This is a genomic window from Sphaerochaeta pleomorpha str. Grapes (assembly GCF_000236685.1).
GTDB classification, from domain to species: domain Bacteria; phylum Spirochaetota; class Spirochaetia; order Sphaerochaetales; family Sphaerochaetaceae; genus Sphaerochaeta; species Sphaerochaeta pleomorpha.
On sequence record NC_016633.1, the window covers coordinates 1,100,729 to 1,119,867 of the forward strand.

The following is a 19,139-nucleotide window of genomic DNA, read 5'->3' on the forward strand; positions in this document are numbered from 1 at the left end:
TACAAAGATTATAGAAAACGATCATTTCTCTATAGCCGGGTTGGTTGCCAGAAAAACGGTAACCAAGGCATAGGTATACGCAAAAAAATAATCGAAGGATTGGGAAAACAGATGGACACAAACGTACCTGCACGAGAAAAGATCGCATATACCGGGGGGCTTCTCGGACAAAACATGTTATACAATTTCATGGCAATGTATATTATGTTTTTTTTCACCGACCTTCTTAAAATCCCTACGCAAAGCGTCACTATCATTATTGTGATTGCAAGTCTGTGGGATGCTGTCAATGACCTGCTAATGGGCATGGTGGCCGACCGGACAAGCACAAGATGGGGTAAATTCAAACCATATCTGGTAATAGGACCAGTTTTGATCAGCATTACAACTATTCTCTGTTTTACCAATTTTGGCGGGTCAGCTTCGAATACCGTAATCCTAGGCGCTGTTTGCTATATCCTGTGGGGTATGTCCTATACTGTATGTGACATCCCCATATGGGCAATATCGTCTGTCATCTCTCCAGACCAATACCAAAGGAACAAAATGGTCACGCTTGGGAAGGTCGGGGGTACAATCGGTACGGTCATAGTCTCAGTCGGTAGTGTACTGCTCTTGAACGCATTGGGGGGAGAGAGAACGGCAAACGCATATACAAAATCTGCAAGCATCATCGCTCTTGTGGGTTGCATCTTGATGATTACCACCGGATTGACCGTAAAAGAAAGGATTCTCCCCGCAAAAAAGGGTGTTCCGTTTAAGAAAAATATTCATACAATCATCGATAACAAACCCTTACTTGCCTTGATGGGGTCGTTGCTTTTGGTAAATCTGGTCAACAACCTGCGTCAGGTAAGCCAGATGTACTTTGCCCTCTATGTCTGGGGCGATGCCGGTTATATCACCTTTATGGGGTTGAGCTTGGTCATCGGGATGTTGTTTGGCATGATTATCTCCCCAAGACTCATACAAACCTATGATAAAAAGAAAATATTCATTGTAGCCTGTGTTTTAGGGAGTTTTTTCAGTGCCCTGCCCTTTATTGTAGATGCAACAAATGTGGTGTTAGGGCTTTTGTCCTTGGGTTTCAGTTTTACCTTTACCGGGATTACCACAATTGTGAGCACTTCCATGCTTATGGATGCCATTGATTATTCGGAATGGAAACTGGGATTCCGGGGGGAAGGTATCGTGTTTTCGACCAATACGTTCCTAAACAAATTAAGCGGAACCATCGCAAAATGGTTTCTTGGCCTCAGCATGATCAGCATGCACTATGTCGAAAATATGCCAATTAACGATACCGTACAGAAGGGATTTGGCTTCATCATGTATATGTTACCGGCAATCTGCTTTTTAGCTACGATTTTACCGATACTCTTGTATAAAATGAAGCCCAAGGAAATTAATTCAATACGCGAAGAACTAATGCTGCGAAGAAAGTAACAATCATACCAACTACAAGGAAGGACAATAAGAATGGATATAAACCAATTTTTTTCCACCCCTGACATCACCAGAATGAAACATATTCTGTGTATCCAGCCCCATCCGGATGACAATGAGATCGGAATGGGAGGAATCATTGCAGCGCTTGCAAAGAAAGGATGTACGATTGAGTACCTGACGGTAACCAATGGGGATTTAGGACTCACCGATCCCACTCTTACCTGTGAGACGCTGGCCAAGTTACGAAGACAGGAAGCAATTGCCGCAGGAAAAAAACTTGGGGTTTCCCAATTTCATTTTCTCGATCACGGTGACGGATCGTTGGAAAGCATCCCCACCCTTGCAGCGGAAATTGCCAAAGTGATCCGTACCATTCAGCCAGAGGCGATTTTCTGCCCCGACCCCTGGGCACCCTATGAAGCACATAATGATCATATTGTTACCGGAAAAGCAGCCAGCCAAGCATTTATCAGTTCTGCTTTACTGCAGTATCCGCGGGGAACAAAGACAAACAGCTGGCAGGTACAGGCCATAGGGTTTTATTTTACTAATAATGTAAACACAGTAATCGATATTACCGATACCTTTGCCTTGAAATTCGAGGCGATTGCAGAACACAAGACACAGATGAATGACCAGATGCTGGCTTTGTTTACCGCCTATTTCCAGATGCGTGGGCAAAAACTTGCAAGTGGCCACGACTTTTCCTTGGGGGAAGGTTTAAAAGTACTGCGTCCAGAACATATGCACTGCTTCGCAGAGGCAAATGATATCTGACTAAAAGACTGTTTCTCCAAAAAACTATCGAGCTACGAATCAAAGAGTTGGGATTCTCCTGACTCTTTTGTGCTTTTTCTTCACGCTTTAGATTCCCCCATCTGAGTGAATAACCCTGGTGTTTCCTTTACCACTACTATGGCCTCTGCTGACTTCTGCGACCGACCAGTGCACGTCGCTTTGACACTCCGTGTACCTTGTCCCCGTCATCACCGATATTGCAGGCTGGGAGACAGGCCGCAGACCTCCCCGGTTAAGAACAATAACTTTCATCCCATGTAGCCACTGGATTTACCAATTTGACTTCGCGGTCGGACTTCATCACTTTGTGCAGACTCGTCCTGCCAACCGGCCTTGTATCCAGTTTCTGTTCGTTGGCCCGGGATTTTGCCTCCGGCTTCCTTCACACAGTCACTCGCATGATTGCACTTGCCTTTGGCTAGTAGTTCTGATATTTCCCATGACCCAGTTATTGCCCATGCCGGGCAAACCAAAAAAGGCAAGCATTCCATTTCTGGTCTGCTTGCCTTTGGGCGATATTGGGTTTGAACCAACGACTTCCACCATGTCAAGGTGGCACTCTCCCACTGAGTTAACCGCCCGTTGTTCGCGATGCGACAAGACGGATAATAAAGGATATTTCAAAATCTGTCTAGAGGGGTTCTGAAAAAAAGTAAATCACTAGCCTAAATCCCAGCAATTCAGTATGTTATCAACAAGGAGTAATAAACCTATGAAAACCGAAATTTTGACTTCAGGTATGCATTGTAATGGATGTGAGAATAGAATGGTCAAAGCCCTCAAGGGCCTTGAAGATATAAAGGACGCAAAGGCCGATGCAAAAACCGGCAAGGTCGTGATAAAGCACTCCAAGGAAGAGACAATCACGGAGGCAAAAACCTTGATCGGGGAAATTGGCTTTGAGGTACTGAGTACATGAAAGAAGTAAACGTAGGAATAGGAGGTATGGTATGTGCCTCCTGCAGTTCTGCAGTGGAGAAGACATTGAACAAGTTACCTGGCATCGATATTGCCCAGGTAAACCTTGCAACGGAAACTGCCTCGATCAAATTCGATGAGGCCAAATTGACGTTTGAGCAGATTAAAAGTGCTGTAGACAGAATCGGGTATTCTATCATCGAAAAAGAAACCGAGGCTGAAAAAACTGCAAAAAAAGCACAGGAACTCCAAAACCTAAAGAATCGTTTGATCATCTCTTCGATCCTTACGGTATTCCTGCTTTATTTTGCAATGGGACCGATGGTAGGCATCAAGGTCCCGTTCACGCCCATAATCCAAGCCTATATCCAGCTGGTGCTCTGTATAGGTACTATGTTCAGCGGTTCAGCCTTTTTCACAAAGGGCTTTAAGAGTCTCTTCAAGAGAGAACCGAATATGGATAGCCTGGTTGCAATCGGGACGACTGCAAGCTTTTTGTACAGTCTCTGGGGAATCGTGCAGCTTTCGATGGGAAACCATATGGCTGCCCATGCACTGTATTTTGAAGGCGCAGGGACTATCCTCACCTTGGTCATGCTCGGTCGTTACCTGGAAAACCGTTCCAAAGGTAAAACCGGCGAAGCTATCCGGAAACTTATGGAACTTGCACCTTCCAAAGCCACGATACTCAAAGATGGCAACCAAGTTATTGTTGACGCTGCCTCTGTGGCAGTCGATGACATCGTACTGGTAAAACCCGGGGAGAAGCTTCCAGTCGATGGGGTTGTCCTTTCCGGTGCTTCCTCTATCGATGAATCGCTGTTAACCGGCGAGAGTCTTCCCGTTGAAAAATCTTTGGGTAGCAATGTCTACGCTGCGACGATTAACACCACCGGGACCCTGCAATACAGGGCAAGCAAGGTAGGATCTGACACTGCGTTGGCAAATATCATCAATCTTGTCCAGGAAGCCCAGGGCTCGAAGGCTCCTATTGCGCGTGTTGCAGACAAAATTTCCGGGGTTTTCGTTCCCGTGGTCATGGGAATTTCAGTACTGACTTTTCTTGCCTGGATGCTTGGTGGTACGTCCTTCGACACTGCAATTATCAGGGCAGTAAGCGTTCTGGTCATAGCCTGTCCCTGTTCTCTCGGCCTTGCAACCCCGATTGCCATCATGGTTTCTTCGGGCAAAGGTGCAAAACTCGGCATTCTGTTTAGGCATGCCGCTGCAATTGAGCAACTCAAAACGGTACAGACAGTTCTTTTCGATAAGACGGGGACTCTCACCGAGGGTAAGCCTGTGGTTACCGACATGATCGGTGATGACACAACCCTTCTACTCAGGCTTGCTGCCAGCGTAGAGAACAACAGCGAACATCCTCTTTCCAGGGCTGTTGTCTTGAAAGCCGAACAAGAACACTATGAACTGTTTGAAACCAAAGATTTCAAGGCTACTATCGGAAAAGGTATCGAAGCCACAGTTGAAGGAATGCAGATAAAGATCGGTAACCTGGCAATGATGGAAACCTATGGCATCATTATCGATGCAAAGGCTAACCAACAGTTGCTTGACCTTTCAGACCAAGGGAAAACCCCTCTTCTCGTAGCTAAGGACGATAAACTTTTCGGTATCATTGCCGTAGCCGATACCTTGAAAAAAGAAACAGCACAGGCAATCGAGATGCTCAGGAGACAAGGCATTAAAACGGTTATGCTTACCGGCGACAACGAACGGACTGCCAGGGCAATTGCCAAGCAGGCAGGCATAGACGAGTACCTGGCTGGCCAGCTTCCTGGGCAGAAAGAACAGACGGTAACCGAATTTGCCAAAAAAGGAACGGTAGCCATGGTTGGAGACGGTATCAACGATGCCCCGGCCCTGGCAAAAGCTGACATTGGAATAGCTGTGGGTAGTGCCACTGACGTAGCAAGGGAGACTGCCGATGTTGTATTGGTCAGGAACAACCTCCAGGACGTTGGAAAAGCTTTCTTGCTTTCAAAGGCAACGATGCGTAATATCCATCAGAACCTCTTCTGGGCGTTCTTCTATAACATATTGGGAATCCCAGTGGCAGCAGGGCTGCTTACCCTCTTTGGCGGTCCGCAGCTCAGCCCGATGCTTGCAGCCTTTGCTATGTCCATGTCCAGTGTGTGTGTGGTAACCAACGCCTTGAGACTCAACAGGTTCAAGTAGGAAGAAATACCGATAGCTAGCATTCTGATGCTAGAAAAATTTGAACCGAGAAAAGCAACTTCTCTCACAAAAAAGACTTTCAGAACCAGCCCTTGGCATTGCCAGGGGCTGATGTCTATCTGAGCGAAAGTAGAAAGCTTGAAATCTCACTATTTTCATTTATACTAAAAGTCATATTTGTATATTTTTATTACAGGAGGCCACGTATGTACAAAAAGATTTCATTAGTCGTGTTCATCGCAATTATCATGTTTCTCTTTGCCGGTTGTGACCCCAGCATTGGACTTGCCTTCGACGACATCAAAGGGGAATGGGAATTTCCAGCAGATGCCAGTGACGATTACGGACCCCATATCAGCATAATGGAATCAGAGGGAGACAAAATGCTGGACATTTCCTGGTATGATGGATCTGATTTTTATTTTTGCTATGGAGACGGGTCTTATGACAATGGAACGTTTTCCTTGACCTATGGCTATAGCATCGACTACTTCGATCCATTAATCACAGATACCTCAGGCAGCGGCGCTACCGTAACGGTGACTTTCACCTATGCCAATAGCAAATTGAAAGCTGTTTGCTCAGGGACAGGCCCTCTGAATGGAAAGACTTTCAACCTTGGGGTATTAGCTCCGTAATCGAGACTCAATAGTGAATCTTATACACAGGAAATCTTTTTCAAGAAAGGTTTCCTGTTTTTTATTCTATTTTCATACTTTCTACCGAAACGCAGCAAAGTGCCCCAGAGTTTATACTGGCATGCCATCAGATAACAAAACCACCTAAAACAGATATCTGCAGTAATATGCAGCATATTGGTTCTCTCTGTTTCCTCAGGTTCTGCTCTCCTTTGGTAATATCCAATACCTTGGCCCATAAACAATTGGTATTATACTGAAATATGGGTTCATAGAAATTTTGTTTAGGAGGAAACCTCTATATAAGAATCATTTTATTGATAAGCATCGTATGTGCACTAGCTTTTTTTACCGGTTGTGACTCGAAAATTGGCGGAGTCAGTTACGACGACCTCCTTGGAACCTGGGTCTTCCCGCCCTATGTACAAGACTGTCCTTTATCTTGGTACAAGAGACTGCAGGAGACAAAACGCTAGATATCACCTAGTATGTTGGAACCGATCGCCAGTACTGTCAGGTAGAAGGGACATACAGCCAATGTGAATTCACGGGAACCTATGACTACAAGATAGCCAACAACAGTTTGCTATCGATCGGCGATGGCCAAGACCAAAGCATCACAGTAGTCTTTACTGTTTCCGTAGACGAACTCAAAATAGTCTGTTCCAGATAGGGGCCACTCAATAGGAAAACCTATGGGAAAAAGACACTTTCCCCATACATTTGACGTAGTATTTTGAAAATCGTACGTATCTCACAAACCTATCGAGTGTGCCTGATAGGTTATTTTTTTTTGCTTCACTCAGTCCAAACAGGTTCCTAACCCCATTATTCCCCAGCAATTCAGAATAGAGCGAGTAGTTTCCAATTTCCCACCGGATACGACCAGCCAATATTGAGGGCGAACGATGCATAGCCTCCACTTCTTGCCTAATCTTCTCGGTCGTCCAAAGGGAACTGTCTGCCAGTTCTTTATCCCTCCCCTTTCCTAATGGAGAGAAACAAAATTCAGCTATTTGCTTTTGATTTGCATTACATTTGCCTTATGGCTGGCTCTCCCCACTCGATCTTCCTGCCCTGTAGACGTTCACAGAAAGCAAAAAACCAAGAAGCAATAACAAAGAAGACAGTAACAAGGCAAGTTTCAAACTGTATGACTCTGCAATGATTGCAACCAGATAGGGGAATACCATCCTTCCTAAGGTACCACACAGGATATAAAAAACGGAAACGAATGCAGTGTTGGCAGGAAACCAGGAAGAAGCTTCAACAATGAACAAGGGTATGGTTGCCCCTGCGCCAAATCCACTGAGCGCGATGGCTCCATAGGCAATGGCCACATTGGGGGAAAGCAAGGCACCGCATAAGGCAACAAAGGATAAGGCCATCCCTCCGGCTGTAAGCAATAGCGGGTGTAAACCCCTATGGAGCAAAACAGGGGCAATCAGACGCATACAGGCAATTCCAACCCAAAAGCTCATCATTGTGGCTGCCACCATAGACGGAGTTGCATGAAAAGAGGTTTCTATATAGAGCGGGAGCCAACTGGTACAGGTCTGTTGACTTGCCATATACAGCATGAGCACCAGGCAATAGAGGAGAAACCTCTTGTTACGAAGGATTACCTTGGCAGGAAGTTTTTCCCGGTTTTCATGCTGGTCTTGGATCTCTTGTTGCCCTTTTAAGGATCCTTTGTCCCTTTGCAAACCTACAAGGAGCAACATAAGCAACAGAAACCCACAGATAGCATATCCAAAATGCCAGGACGGGCCCTTGAATGGAAGTATCAGATACCCAGAGGTGAGAGCCCCGAGGCTATAGACAAAATGAAGGATGGGAATATAGGTAGAGCGTTTATCGGGAAAGCGGCCTGCAAGGTAGGCATTTGACCCGCTATCGACATAAAACCCACCAAATCCCAGACAAGCAAAAATGACAAACAGCATGCTCTTCGAGGGAAAAAAGACAAGGGTCCCAAGCGCGAGGCCCATGACTATAACCCCGAGCCGTAAGATGGATGCTTCCTTGAGTCTCTTGAGCACAACAGGAGAAAGGATTATTCCCAAAAAGGCACCTGCTTGGAGGATACTGAGCAACGATCCCATTTGAGAAAGGGGTAAGGCTGTTGTGTCCATAATCGCACTAGCCAGTGTCCCGAATATGGTAACCGAAACGGAATACACGAAGAACCCCAGAAAAATGATAACCGGTGTCATGCTACCTCCCCAAAAAAAGTGGCCCTTGAGGGCCAACAGCTACAGTGAAAATGGCTGCACCCCGGTTTTTCCGGGATGCAGTGGAGATTCACAATCCTAGAATACAGAATCCTTGTCGTAGAACTGGCTGACATTACTCTTGTCTACCAATACGGAAGGAAGCACAACAGCCGTCGGTGCCTTGGCGGTATTGAAGTCAGAGGATTTCTTGCCTTCGGCAACATCAAGACAGTAAGCGATTGCATCATATACCATGCTCGGATGGTAGGTTGCAGTTGCTTTTACCAGAGGATCATCATGCATGATCATCTCATAGGCAGCCTTGGAACCGGCTCCGCCGAATACCAGTTTGATATCCTTGCGTCCGCTTTCTTTGATAGCCTGCAAGACACCGGTCATGACATCGTCGTCCTGACAGAACACTGCATGGATCTCAGGATACTTCTGCAGATAGTTTTCCATCAGCTCGAGACCTTTCTGGGTCGACCAGTCAGAAAAATCATAGGCACGGCCACCGGCGAGGTTGACCAAGGAAGCATCCTTGCCCATCTCGTCGAAGAAGGCATTCATTCTCTCGCCGTCGATAACAACAGGCATTCCGCCCATCGCTACATACTTGGTGAGGTTGTTCTTCTTCATATAGTCGCGTACATAGATTCCGGAGACTTTGCCCATTTCCTTATTGTTTCCAGCGAGGTTGATATACCCAAAGGAAGTGTCAGTCAAACCACGGTCGACAACAATAACCTTTACGCCAGAATCGTGGGCTTCTTTTACCACTGGGGTAAGAGGTGCTGATTCATGGGGAAGGATAACCAGATAATCCATGCCCCAGACCATCAAGTCTTCGACATCGGAAAGCTGTTTTGCATATCCATCAGCATGCAATACCTTGAACTCATACTTGCCAGGATACTTTGCTTCAAAATCTTTTACTGCCTTTTCAGCCCACCAGCCGACACCACCTGTCCATCCATGATCGGGGGAAGGAACTGCGATACCAATTTTGGGAATGGCATTTTTTGTTTCCGCAGCACCGGCTGCGAAAGCAAAACCAACAGTCAAAACTAAACAAAGCACGAGTAAAAACGCTTTTTTCATCCTTTTTCCTCCAAAATTCCTTTTGTTATTTACCATTGTTGTTGTACTGAAGCAGTACAGCAACAATAATCACAAGACCCTTGACAGCCTGCTGCAGGAAGGCACTGATACCTCCCATGACAAGCATGTTGTTTATGATACCGAGCATAACGGCACCCATCATGGTCCCGATTATGCTACCCTTTCCACCGCTCATCAGCGTACCACCGATGACAGCTGCGGCAATCGCATCCATTTCATAGCCCGTGCAATCACTGGGGTTGATACAATTCAATCTACTCGACCACATCAAGGCAGTTACCCCAACAGTCAATCCGGTTATGATGTAGGGAATCATTTTTACCAGTTTGACATTTATCGCAGAATACTTGGCTACCTGCTCATTGCTACCCGTTGCACAGATGTACCGTCCAAAAGCCGTGTGGTTGAGCACCACATGCAAGAGTATACCGACGGCAAAAAAGCACCAGACAGGAATAGGCAACCGCAAGAACACCCCACTCCCGATTCTCCCATAGAGCGTATTCTCAGAGAGAATATTGCCGGCATTGGAAAAATACTGGATCAAGGACCTAAAAATGGACATGGTTCCCAGTGTCACGATAAACGGAGCCATCTTGAACTTGGCTACCATGATTCCGTTCAAAGCACCACAGACCATACCCAGAACCAAGCTGAATAAAATGGTAAGGGCAATTCCCAGAATTGACTCAGGCCCAAAGAGGTTCAGAAAATAAATCGATATGCCCCCTACAAAGGCGCACATGGAGCCGACACTTAGATCAATCCCCCCCGAAATTATTACCATGGTCATTCCAAGGCCAATTATCCCCGTATAGGAAATCTGCCGCAGAATATTGGTAAGGTTCCTGATCCTCAGAAAATTAGGCCATCCGACAAAGGCGGCTATGACAAACAGGACTACAAACGCCATTCCCAAAGAATGATCCTTTATTTTGAAATCCTTGAAGTAGGTTGCTACAGTCTTCTCACCCATCTTGTTAATTCCCCTTCTTGATCCCGGTAGCATTGAACATAATATTCTCTTCGGTTATTTCGTCGCCTTCCAGGCAATCGGCGATGTGACCTTCCTTCATTACATAGACTCGGCTGCAAAGTCCGATAATCTCTTCCATTTCTGAGGAGATCAAAATGCAACTTATCCCCGACTCAGCCAACGCATGGATGAACTCATAGATTTCACGTTTTGCGTTGATATCGATACCCCGGGTGGGTTCATCAAGTATCAGAATCTGGGGTTCAGTATCCATCCAACGGGCCAGATACACCTTCTGTTGGTTCCCTCCGCTGAAATACTTGAGTTCCATCTTTTTGGAAGCCGCCACTACCTTGAATTCATCTATATAGTGGTTAGCCGACAGATCCTCGGCTGCTTTGTCTATGAAACCATGCCTTACATATTTATCAGGCAGGGAAATCAAGGAAATATTTTTAGGGATATCAAATCCTTGGACTATTCCCTTTCCTTGCCGGTCCTCGCTGATGTATCCAAGCTTATGGTCGACTGCATCCCTTGCATTCTTGATTTTCACTATCTCGCCATTCAGCAAAACAGTACCCTTTTCCAGCCTCCTAAGCCCCATAAGGGCTTCCATCGTTTCGGTCCGCCCAGCCCCTACAAGACCTGCAAAGCCAAGGATTTCACCTTTACGCAAGGTAAAACTGACATCCTTGAGCAGGTTGGCAATACAGAAATGGCCTACCTCGAGGATTACGGTATTCTCTGCCCGTTTCAATTTGGGAGGAAATACCTGGCTGAAATCCCTTCCTACCATTTTCCTGGCAAGGTCATGCTCATCGACCTCTGCAATATCGTCAACGCTGATAAGCTTACCATCGCGAAATACCGTAACCCGGTCACAAATGGTTTTCACCTCATGGAGTTTGTGGGAGACAAACACCATGGTGACACCCTTTTCACGCAGGTTCCTCATGAGGTCAAACAGAATTTCTACCTCATGCCCAGTCAAAGTGGTCGTAGGCTCATCAAAAATGAGGATTCGAGCATCGAGGATCATGGCCTTCGAGATTTCGACCATCTGTTTTTCAGCGACACTCAAGTCACTGACCAGCTTATCTACGTCAACAGGCATTTTGAGCCTGTCAAGCTGTTCCCTCGCTTTCAATCGCATCAGTTTCTTGTCGAGCAATAGTCCTTTATGGATTTCATTGCCGAGAAATATGTTCTCATACACCGTCAGTGAATTGATAAGGTTGAATTCCTGCGGAACAATGCCGATACCCAGTTTCTTCCCGGTTATATAATCAGGAATATCTACCAACTCGCCGTTGAGCAGTACCTGACCCTCGGTCGGTTGGTAGATTCCGCAGATTATTTTGATAAGCGTGGACTTTCCCGCCCCGTTTTCCCCGATCAGACCCATTACTTCCCCTTCGCGGATACCAAAGGTAATCTGATCCAAAACACGGACGGAAGAAAATTCCTTGCTGATTCCATCGAGATAGAGGATGTCTCTTGAATCGACGATTCCTTTCATCAATTCTCCATGGCTCCGTCGAAATCAACGTTCGAAGGATCGAAGTTAATCTTCCGGGACAAAGCCAAAGCCTCGGTAGCCCCGAAAATCCTATCCATCCCGTTGTCTTCCCATTCTACTGACAAGGGTCCCTTGTACCCGGCGGCATTCGCTTCACGGATGATCATGTCAAAATTGACATCCCCGTGTCCCGGCGAAACAAAGTTCCAACCACGGCGTAGGTCACCGAATTGGATATGGGAACCCAGAATGCCACTTCTGCCGTCAAGCTTCACATAGCAGTCCTTGATATGGACATGATAGATGCGTTTTGCGAAATCCCGGAAGAAGAGAGCCGGGTCCAAGCCCTGCCACTGCAGATGACTGGGATCGAAGTTGATACCCAAAGCTGCACGATGCGAGAATTTCTGCAACAATCGTTCGGTCGAATAGTAATCATAGGCTATTTCGGACGGATGTACTTCAAGGGCAAATTTGACGCCCTGCCTGTCAAATTCGTCAAGGATGGGGGTCCATAGTTCATAGATTTCCTGATACCCGGCCTCTACCATCATTTCACTGGTAGAAGGGAATGAATAGAGAAACTTCCAGATGGGGGAACCCATGAATCCGGTAACCACCGAACATCCCATATTCTTTGCAGCCTGGGCGGTATACATCATTTGCTGGATACCCCAGTCCCTGATCGCCTGGTCATTGCCACTCAGTTTCTTCGGGGCAAAGCCTGCAAGCCGCGGATCACCAAAGGCGTCGCCTACGCACTGGCCACCAAGATGGTTTCCCAAGGCAAAGCACTGCAGGTTGTATTTCTTCAGGATTGCTTTTTTCTCTGCAATGTAGGAAGGGTCCTTTGCCCCCTTCTCGACATCCATATGGTCTCCCCAGCAAGCAATCTCGACACCGTCATAGCCAATTTCGCTTACGGTCTTACAAACCTGTTCAAACGGAAGGTCTGCCCACTGTCCGGTAAAAATCGTTATAGGTCTAGCCATTGCAAATACTCCTTCTTTCCAAATTTTAGCCCAAGGTCACCCATGAAGCGCCCTGGTTGCTGCTCTCTACACACTTGTTGATAAACACAACCCCATCAAGCCCCATTTCGATACTGGGGAAATCGAGGTCGGAAGGAACAAGGTTTTCACCGCTCAGTTTCTTTGCCAAAGCACGGATGTAGGCCTTATAGATATTGGCAAAGGCCTCGAACAACCCTTCAGGATGCCCTGCAGGGATTCTGGAATAGCTCTGGGCGCTCTCACAGAAAGCATCCCGGCCCCGGCTCCATCGTTGCTGGGGACCATCGGATGGGGTGTAGAGGAAATGGTCGGGGTCTTCCTGGAACCATTCAAGGCCACCTTTCTCCCCATAGATCCGTACACGTAGGCCATTGTCATTCCCAAAGGCAATCTGGCTGGACCAGTAGAGGCCTTTTGCCCCTCCCTTGAATTCCACCATGACCGAGGCATTATCGTCCAGAGTCCGTCCTTCTACGATTCTATCCAGGCGGGCACAGACACGCTCGATTTTCAAACCGGTAATATTTGCCACCAGATTCTCTATATGGCTTCCGATATCGCCGAGGCAATTGGAAATACCGGCAACCTTTGGATCCATCCGCCAGGGAGCCAGTTTGCTTGTTTCATCAACCGGGGTACCAAGCCAACCTTGGGGATATTCGCCATTGACAAATTTTATCTTGCCAAGGACCCCATCACTGACCATCTGCCGCATTTGCTTGACAGCGGGGTACCCGCTATAGGTGTAGGTAATACCAAAAAGCAAATCTTTTTCCTTGCAGATGGTTACCAGTTCCTGGCTCTGTTCGATCGTCCAGGTGAGGGGCTTATCGCATACGACGTTGATGCCATTCATAAGAAAGGCCTTGCACACTTCATAATGCGATATGTTCGGGGTAACACAGACGACAAAGGAAATGCCGTCTTCCCGCTTCGCTTCCTGTTCTGCCATTTCGAGGTAATTGGTGTAAAGCCTGTCAGGAGCAACACCCAATTCGGCTCCGAAGGCTTTCGACTTCTCCGCATCGCGGGAAAAACAACCGGCGCAAAGCGTTGCCAGACCATCAATCCTGATGGCTTTCCTGTGCACATCCCCGATAAACGCCCCGCTTCCTCCTCCTACCATCCCATAGTTAAGTGGTTTCATATTGCCTCCAATGCACGCGCGTGCATAATTAGTAAAAAAAACAAAAAGGTAATAAACTCAATAAAACTATGGTACCACAAATCTGAAAGTTCGCAAGTGTAAAAACAAGGTAACGGTAACGATAGATTACCCCTGATACCATTGCAAGGGAAAAAGGACAGCCGTCATCTTTGCCTATAAACAGTAAGGATTGCAGCTGTCATTAGTAACACGTGAGCGAAACCAAGACCCTCTCGGTAGAGGGAAAGTGGCAAATCATAGGTTAAAAATTTTCGTTATCACCATGTCCGGCAAAATATAAATTATTTGTCTTCCACCTTTCCAGTCTACAGAATCCCCAGGGAATATAGATGCCTAGAGTGATTATACAAAGAATGATTATCAATAACCAAGTTCCAAAAAGCCCTCCCCCAGTACCTTTGAAAACCAATTGCTTATTCTCAATATATGTATTCTTTGCTTTCCATTTCTGGACTGCACATTCTGCCCAAGGATAAAAAAGTCCTAGCGTAAGCGTGGTTAATACCGTTGTCCAAATGCAAAGCCAAAAATACGAACCACCGGTACCTCTGAATTCAAATCTTCCAAATGGCATACATTCCTCCAAATATTTATGAAGCTATTATTCTATGCTATCAGAGATATTCGGTAAAAACAATGAAACTATAACAGATTTCAGACACGGATTTCTGGCAAGGTACGATTCTCAAGGGAATATACTCTGGGGCATGTTTTTTTAATAAAAAGCTTATCATTCCGAACTGTGTTGCTTTGAAGCCTTTTACGCCCAGGGATTACTTGTACATTTTCAATAGGACCCAAATCTATTGGAATTGCTGTACGTGCCTATCGTAAGACTTCCCTATGATGAAAAAGCCTCTGGGTTCAGTACTTCCCCTATAAGGGGCGACTTACTGCCATAGGCTAGTTACTAACATCGTCATGCAAACCTATAAACAAGTATTACTTGACCTTAGGGGAACCCTACAAGCCAGGCTTACCGATCAAGGTTCAGTTCCGATCACATTGCTGCAAATACCGTAACGAATCCAATTTTTGTTCATACTTATTGAAAAAGGTAGTCTCCATCGACTCTATGTCGATACAGCCTTCATACGCATCCTGCGTCAAAATAGCCTTTATGGAAGCCCAATCGGTATCACCCAGGCCGGGCAGAACCGGGGTTATGGCTTTTCTGGATGAGTAGATGCCAATCTCAGAAAGCAATTGCCTGTTAACCGTGGCATCCTTGCCATGTACATGCTTCACTTTGCCCTTCCATCGCAAGAGTTGGGCCAAAGGGTCGAGAAAAGCTTCCACTTGGTGGCAGGGTTCCCATTCCAGGCCCAGTTTCCCGTCATCCAAGGCATTGAACATCAAAGACCAGGCTTCATCGTTGATCGCTATATTCCAGTTTCCCCGTTTCCAAAGGTCTCCCATGCGGCAGTTCTCAAAAAGCAGACCCTTGCATTCTTTCTTATATGCTATCTCAAGAAGGGAAGAAAAGGTTTCTTTCCAAGCTGACAGGGAGTGTTCGACACTGTTACCGGGGACCCGCCCGGCGAACCCGGTTACATATGGTGACCCAAACAGCGAGGCATGGCTTATGAGTTCTTTCCAGGCAGTGAGCGTCTCTTCATTTCCTAAAGGGTTTCCAAATATGGAAAGGGCTGAAACCTCTAAAGAAGAGGCTCTAACCAAGTCGGCAAGGTTTTCCAGGTCCACAGGACCAAGGCTTCCCCAGAACGAAATGGCAAGGGTTTCGAAACCGCTACGAGACAAAGCAGAGAGGGAATCGGCAGTGATCTCCTCAATTTTCAACAGAGCTCCAATCTTTATTGGCATTGCAGCATGTCCTCCAAGACGTTTTGGGCGAATATCCCGTCAGCAAGGTCAGGATGGGCCGAAATCCCTGTATCTACCCAACGGGTAAACAGCTCGTAGGTCGAGAGAACAGCAGGTCCTGCGAGCGTTTCTTCACGTCCGTCAGTATACACCACAGTGACCGTATTGCGGGATAAGGTTGAATCAAAACGAACAGTAGCCAACGAACCGTGGACAACCAAAGAGAGCGCATCGTCAAACCCTGAAGCTACCTGGGAACAATGCAGCTTACAGGGAATGGCATCTCCTACAAGCAAGGTTCCCTCATAGTCGACCAGAGCGGGAGGAAGGTCGGGGGAGGATTCCAAAAAGAAGGTGTCGAAGAGGCTTGGTTCAAGGGAGATGGTTTTTGTATCAACGAGGTCTTTGAGAGTCACCAAGCGTCGGCTTTCCTGAAAGCTAACTTGGTTGAAGACAAAATGGAGCAGATCGATCAAATGACTGCCAAGGTCTGCAAGGCAACCTCCCCGGCTTACGGAAGGCTGGAGGCGCCACATCCAACGCGGAGTGGTTCTCCAATCCCCCCAAGCGGAGGTAAGCACCCAGCTTTGCAGGTAATGTATCTCAACAAGCAAGATATCACCCAAAGCCTTAGATAAAACAACGTTTCTAAGAGCATGCATTGCCCCTATATTGCGTTTAGAGAAGTTTATCATAGCAGGAACCCTTGCTTTGCCTGCAGCGTCTCCTATGGCGTTTACGTGGTCTTTGTTATAGCCAAGTGGCTTCTCGCAAAAGAGTGCAAACCCATGATCAAGTCCTTCCAGGCAACAATCTTTGTGGCTGATATCGGAAGTGGCACAGGAAATGGCATCTGCCAGCCCGACAAAGGCAGAGAGATTCTCAAAAGAATCAGAGGAGTGTGTAATTCCATATCGTTCACAGAAGGCTTTCCTGTGTGCACTGTTATGGTCGACCGCCCCAACTATTTCTGTACCTGACTCGATAAACTTCTTGGCCTGGTAGGAGCCCATGCCGCCACATCCGACTATGACCAGTTTCATTGAAAACCTCCACATACAGCGGTAGATTTCCTTATCATAAAACCTGTATCTACCCAACGCTGCTCTGGAAGGGTACCTTTTTGGATCATATCTATGACCATATTTGCGGCAAGCTTCCCCATTTCGGTAATCGGATGGTCGACTGTGGTCAGCGGAGGGGAGCTGGTTCCTGCAAGTTGAAAATTATCGTACCCGATAACCGAGATTTCCTGGGGGATCTTTATCCCGTGTTCAAGGCAGGCCTGCATGAAACCGAAAGCCTGGCGGTCACTGGCGGTCATGACCAAGGAAGGACGTCTACCAAAGGAGGAGAGGGCTTCGAATCCGGAACTCCGTGAAAAGTTACCTTCGACTATCTGAATATCAAGATGGTATTGCGCTGCGAGGGTTTCGAAAACTGCAAGTCTGTCCTTTCCGTTCTTGAATCGCAAATCCCCGGTTATATATCCGATAGAATGATGCCCGAGAGTTACTGCATGTTCAAAAGCCAGGGCCATTCCCTTGTCTGGCCGGGCATACACACTTGCTGCCCCGTCATGGTAGTTGTTTACCAGTACCAAGGGGATTTTGTGTTCGAGCATCGAATCCAATTCCGGGAAATCATCTTTGGTGATGGCGAATACCAATCCGTCATAACTATGGGAGTTTATCAGTTCATTGTAGGTCCTATATTTCCCTAGGTGTTTCTCAAAGACTATGCCGATGTTATAGCCCCGATCCATCGAGCCTAAAAGCAGACCATCGAGCAGAGAGGGGAAATAAGGACGGGTAAAGGGCATGATGTTTCGGTAATAGGGGACAACGAACCCGAGGGTAAAGCTTTTGTTGCTCGCAAACAGCGTAGCGGTACGGGAGGGAAAATACCCGAGTATTTCTGCCTGTTCCCGTACTTTCTTCTTTATTTCCTCACTGATAAGGGGAGAATCGTTGAGTGCACGTGATACTGTCGATTCCGACACCCCTGCACTCTTTGCAACTTCAGCCCTTCCTACTTGTTTTCCCATACTACCTCGTCAGACCCAGTTTCTAGGTCATTGTATAGGGGTAATGGGGAATTAGCAAGAAAAGCAAGAAACGGCCAATCAAATCGAGGTGACGGCATAGGACATTCTTCTCAAATGGACGCAAACGCCACAACCTTTGATACGGCTTTGCACTTTTTACATACGTTGGCTAGTCAATCCTGACAAACCCAAAACGCAAAACATTCTAGCACCCCAGCCAGGGGTAAGAGTGGTATACTTTTAGCACAAGAGAAAGGGGTCTCAACCGTATGGATATACAAGTTGAAAGAGTTCCATTAAAAGACAAACCAATTCTGGATAATTTGCTATCCATGTATTGCTATGAATGGTCCCAGTATGACAAGTCCGACGTTAATTCCCAGGGCTCCTATGGGTACAGGATTGGTGAATATTGGGAAAATGAAAAGTTCCATCCTTTTGTTATAAAAGTCGACGGTGTACTTGCAGGGTTCGTATTGGTAAATAATGAATTCGATATCCATACAGACTACGACTATGCAATGGCAGAGTTCTTCATCATGTACAAATACCGCCATTTAGGAATAGGCCGATATGTAGCACATATGATATTTGATAGATTCCCTGGTAAGTGGGAATTGAAAAGGCATCCCCATAATCTTGCCTCGGTACTGTTCTGGGATAAAATCGTTGCAGCATACACACAAGGTAATTTCGAGATCATCAGGTCCTGTCCCAACGTACTGTACCATGACGGGACGTGTGCCGACATCCTCTCCTTTGAGAATTGATCAAGCCAATTTGAAAAGAATATTCACTCAGCGAAGAATATGGGCTTTCTTGGATGCTTCCAAAAATGAATCTACTGTATATGAAATGAGAATTGAAGCTATTACATCCAATGCCAGATCTTCAACTGTCTTGAACCGTATACAGGATTTTCCCATGTTGAGTTTCTTTCCAGCCTTGGCAAAACCCTCGACAATCAATTTGGTATTTTCCTCACTGAGATAGGCAGCGGTAAGATACAGCGAACAATGATGCTTCTGGGCTGACAGGGCCGCATACATGAGTGGTTGCCTGTTATAGGTTGAAGGGTTGCGCTTGATAGGGACTTCATAGGTTATCATCCCCCATCTTATGTTCTCTTCGATTCCAGAAGGTATGTGGGCGAGAATAAACTCCCTGACAGAGGATAGGACTTCCTTCTGGACAGGAAGCTGAGAAGCCAGGTACTCATCGACTGTAGTTGCATCTGAATGCATAGAGTCCCTCC

The 19,139-nt window shown here is 46.5% G+C and carries 17 protein-coding genes and 1 tRNA gene; 6 read left to right on the forward strand and 12 right to left on the reverse strand.

Annotated features, from left to right (window positions below; genetic code table 11):
* Positions 1 to 111: 111 nt before the first annotated feature.
* Both SPIGRAPES_RS04965 and SPIGRAPES_RS04970 read left to right on the forward strand, forming a co-directional pair.
* Complete coding sequence (locus SPIGRAPES_RS04965) at positions 112 to 1,446, forward strand: MFS transporter (RefSeq protein WP_014269676.1); 1,335 nt, start codon at positions 112 to 114, stop codon at positions 1,444 to 1,446.
* Between the two features lie 33 nt (positions 1,447 to 1,479).
* A complete protein-coding gene (locus SPIGRAPES_RS04970) occupies positions 1,480 to 2,226 on the forward strand; it encodes a PIG-L deacetylase family protein (protein WP_014269677.1) in 747 nt (248 codons plus the stop codon).
* Positions 2,227 to 2,756: 530 nt separating this feature from the next.
* On the opposite strand, the gene SPIGRAPES_RS04980 is transcribed toward SPIGRAPES_RS04970, so the two are convergent.
* Positions 2,757 to 2,828: transfer RNA gene (locus tag SPIGRAPES_RS04980), tRNA-Val, on the reverse strand.
* 131 nt (positions 2,829 to 2,959) lie between these two features.
* Here SPIGRAPES_RS04980 and SPIGRAPES_RS04985 point away from each other — a divergent pair.
* From SPIGRAPES_RS04985 to SPIGRAPES_RS04995, 3 genes are all read left to right on the forward strand, one after another.
* Positions 2,960 to 3,166, forward strand: a complete 207-nt coding sequence (locus SPIGRAPES_RS04985) for a heavy-metal-associated domain-containing protein (protein WP_014269678.1) — start codon at positions 2,960 to 2,962, stop codon at positions 3,164 to 3,166.
* Complete coding sequence (locus tag SPIGRAPES_RS04990; RefSeq protein WP_014269679.1) at positions 3,163 to 5,358, forward strand: heavy metal translocating P-type ATPase; 2,196 nt, start codon at positions 3,163 to 3,165, stop codon at positions 5,356 to 5,358. Before SPIGRAPES_RS04985 ends, SPIGRAPES_RS04990 begins: the two co-directional genes overlap by 4 nt.
* A 206-nt stretch (positions 5,359 to 5,564) precedes the next feature.
* A complete protein-coding gene (locus SPIGRAPES_RS04995; RefSeq protein WP_014269680.1) occupies positions 5,565 to 5,996 on the forward strand; it encodes a hypothetical protein in 432 nt (143 codons plus the stop codon).
* Positions 5,997 to 7,039: 1,043 nt separating this feature from the next.
* Here the strand turns inward: SPIGRAPES_RS04995 and SPIGRAPES_RS05000 are convergent.
* From SPIGRAPES_RS05000 to SPIGRAPES_RS05045, 10 genes are all read right to left on the reverse strand, one after another.
* Complete coding sequence (locus tag SPIGRAPES_RS05000) at positions 7,040 to 8,212, reverse strand: MFS transporter (RefSeq protein WP_014269681.1); 1,173 nt, start codon at positions 8,210 to 8,212, stop codon at positions 7,040 to 7,042.
* Between the two features lie 96 nt (positions 8,213 to 8,308).
* Complete coding sequence (locus tag SPIGRAPES_RS05005; RefSeq protein WP_014269682.1) at positions 8,309 to 9,313, reverse strand: substrate-binding domain-containing protein; 1,005 nt, start codon at positions 9,311 to 9,313, stop codon at positions 8,309 to 8,311.
* A gap of 25 nt (positions 9,314 to 9,338) precedes the next feature.
* The gene (locus tag SPIGRAPES_RS05010; RefSeq protein ID WP_014269683.1) at positions 9,339 to 10,310 is read right to left on the reverse strand and encodes an ABC transporter permease; all 972 of its coding nucleotides are present in this window, start codon (positions 10,308 to 10,310) and stop codon (positions 9,339 to 9,341) included.
* Positions 10,311 to 10,314: 4 nt separating this feature from the next.
* Entirely contained in the window at positions 10,315 to 11,832 is a 1,518-nt protein-coding gene (locus tag SPIGRAPES_RS05015) for a sugar ABC transporter ATP-binding protein (RefSeq protein WP_014269684.1), read from the reverse strand.
* Positions 11,832 to 12,824: a sugar phosphate isomerase/epimerase family protein gene (locus SPIGRAPES_RS05020; RefSeq protein ID WP_014269685.1), complete on the reverse strand. Its 993-nt coding sequence runs from the start codon at positions 12,822 to 12,824 to the stop codon at positions 11,832 to 11,834. Before SPIGRAPES_RS05020 ends, SPIGRAPES_RS05015 begins: the two co-directional genes overlap by 1 nt.
* 25 nt (positions 12,825 to 12,849) lie before the next feature.
* Positions 12,850 to 13,992 carry a Gfo/Idh/MocA family protein gene (locus tag SPIGRAPES_RS05025; RefSeq protein ID WP_014269686.1) on the reverse strand — a complete coding sequence of 381 codons (1,143 nt, stop codon included), beginning with the start codon at positions 13,990 to 13,992 and terminating at the stop codon, positions 12,850 to 12,852.
* Between the two features lie 262 nt (positions 13,993 to 14,254).
* A complete protein-coding gene (locus SPIGRAPES_RS17560) occupies positions 14,255 to 14,587 on the reverse strand; it encodes a DUF898 family protein (protein WP_014269687.1) in 333 nt (110 codons plus the stop codon).
* A gap of 416 nt (positions 14,588 to 15,003) precedes the next feature.
* Positions 15,004 to 15,837, reverse strand: a complete 834-nt coding sequence (locus SPIGRAPES_RS05035; RefSeq protein ID WP_014269688.1) for a sugar phosphate isomerase/epimerase family protein — start codon at positions 15,835 to 15,837, stop codon at positions 15,004 to 15,006.
* The gene (locus SPIGRAPES_RS05040; RefSeq protein WP_014269689.1) at positions 15,828 to 16,880 is read right to left on the reverse strand and encodes a Gfo/Idh/MocA family protein; all 1,053 of its coding nucleotides are present in this window, start codon (positions 16,878 to 16,880) and stop codon (positions 15,828 to 15,830) included. The genes SPIGRAPES_RS05035 and SPIGRAPES_RS05040 overlap by 10 nt, the downstream gene beginning before the upstream one ends.
* Positions 16,877 to 17,884, reverse strand: coding sequence for a LacI family DNA-binding transcriptional regulator (locus SPIGRAPES_RS05045; RefSeq protein ID WP_014269690.1), 1,008 nt, complete (start codon positions 17,882 to 17,884; stop codon positions 16,877 to 16,879). Before SPIGRAPES_RS05045 ends, SPIGRAPES_RS05040 begins: the two co-directional genes overlap by 4 nt.
* Before the next feature lie 269 nt (positions 17,885 to 18,153).
* Here SPIGRAPES_RS05045 and SPIGRAPES_RS05050 point away from each other — a divergent pair, with 269 nt between their 5' ends.
* Positions 18,154 to 18,654 carry a GNAT family N-acetyltransferase gene (locus SPIGRAPES_RS05050; protein ID WP_014269691.1) on the forward strand — a complete coding sequence of 167 codons (501 nt, stop codon included), beginning with the start codon at positions 18,154 to 18,156 and terminating at the stop codon, positions 18,652 to 18,654.
* 27 nt (positions 18,655 to 18,681) lie between these two features.
* Here the strand turns inward: SPIGRAPES_RS05050 and SPIGRAPES_RS05055 are convergent, their stop codons facing one another.
* Positions 18,682 to 19,128: an iron chaperone gene (locus SPIGRAPES_RS05055; protein ID WP_014269692.1), complete on the reverse strand. Its 447-nt coding sequence runs from the start codon at positions 19,126 to 19,128 to the stop codon at positions 18,682 to 18,684.
* Positions 19,129 to 19,139 lie beyond the last annotated feature (11 nt).

What these genes read in the sequence shown, in the direction of transcription:
- SPIGRAPES_RS05005 (WP_014269682.1), bottom strand. Translation starts at nt 9,313, where the DNA reads ATGAAAAAAGCGTTTTTACTCGTGCTTTGTTTAGTTTTGACTGTTGGT.
- SPIGRAPES_RS05000 (WP_014269681.1), bottom strand. Translation starts at nt 8,212, where the DNA reads ATGACACCGGTTATCATTTTTCTGGGGTTCTTCGTGTATTCCGTTTCG.
- SPIGRAPES_RS04995 (WP_014269680.1), top strand. Translation starts at nt 5,565, where the DNA reads ATGTACAAAAAGATTTCATTAGTCGTGTTCATCGCAATTATCATGTTT.
- SPIGRAPES_RS05040 (WP_014269689.1), bottom strand. Translation starts at nt 16,880, where the DNA reads ATGAAACTGGTCATAGTCGGATGTGGCGGCATGGGCTCCTACCAGGCC.
- SPIGRAPES_RS05035 (WP_014269688.1), bottom strand. Translation starts at nt 15,837, where the DNA reads ATGCCAATAAAGATTGGAGCTCTGTTGAAAATTGAGGAGATCACTGCC.
- SPIGRAPES_RS05015 (WP_014269684.1), bottom strand. Translation starts at nt 11,832, where the DNA reads ATGAAAGGAATCGTCGATTCAAGAGACATCCTCTATCTCGATGGAATC.
- SPIGRAPES_RS05020 (WP_014269685.1), bottom strand. Translation starts at nt 12,824, where the DNA reads ATGGCTAGACCTATAACGATTTTTACCGGACAGTGGGCAGACCTTCCG.
- SPIGRAPES_RS04990 (WP_014269679.1), top strand. Translation starts at nt 3,163, where the DNA reads ATGAAAGAAGTAAACGTAGGAATAGGAGGTATGGTATGTGCCTCCTGC.
- SPIGRAPES_RS04965 (WP_014269676.1), top strand. Translation starts at nt 112, where the DNA reads ATGGACACAAACGTACCTGCACGAGAAAAGATCGCATATACCGGGGGG.
- SPIGRAPES_RS05050 (WP_014269691.1), top strand. Translation starts at nt 18,154, where the DNA reads ATGGATATACAAGTTGAAAGAGTTCCATTAAAAGACAAACCAATTCTG.
- SPIGRAPES_RS05055 (WP_014269692.1), bottom strand. Translation starts at nt 19,128, where the DNA reads ATGCATTCAGATGCAACTACAGTCGATGAGTACCTGGCTTCTCAGCTT.
- SPIGRAPES_RS05025 (WP_014269686.1), bottom strand. Translation starts at nt 13,992, where the DNA reads ATGAAACCACTTAACTATGGGATGGTAGGAGGAGGAAGCGGGGCGTTT.
- SPIGRAPES_RS04985 (WP_014269678.1), top strand. Translation starts at nt 2,960, where the DNA reads ATGAAAACCGAAATTTTGACTTCAGGTATGCATTGTAATGGATGTGAG.
- SPIGRAPES_RS04970 (WP_014269677.1), top strand. Translation starts at nt 1,480, where the DNA reads ATGGATATAAACCAATTTTTTTCCACCCCTGACATCACCAGAATGAAA.
- SPIGRAPES_RS05010 (WP_014269683.1), bottom strand. Translation starts at nt 10,310, where the DNA reads ATGGGTGAGAAGACTGTAGCAACCTACTTCAAGGATTTCAAAATAAAG.
- SPIGRAPES_RS05045 (WP_014269690.1), bottom strand. Translation starts at nt 17,884, where the DNA reads ATGGGAAAACAAGTAGGAAGGGCTGAAGTTGCAAAGAGTGCAGGGGTG.
- SPIGRAPES_RS17560 (WP_014269687.1), bottom strand. Translation starts at nt 14,587, where the DNA reads ATGCCATTTGGAAGATTTGAATTCAGAGGTACCGGTGGTTCGTATTTT.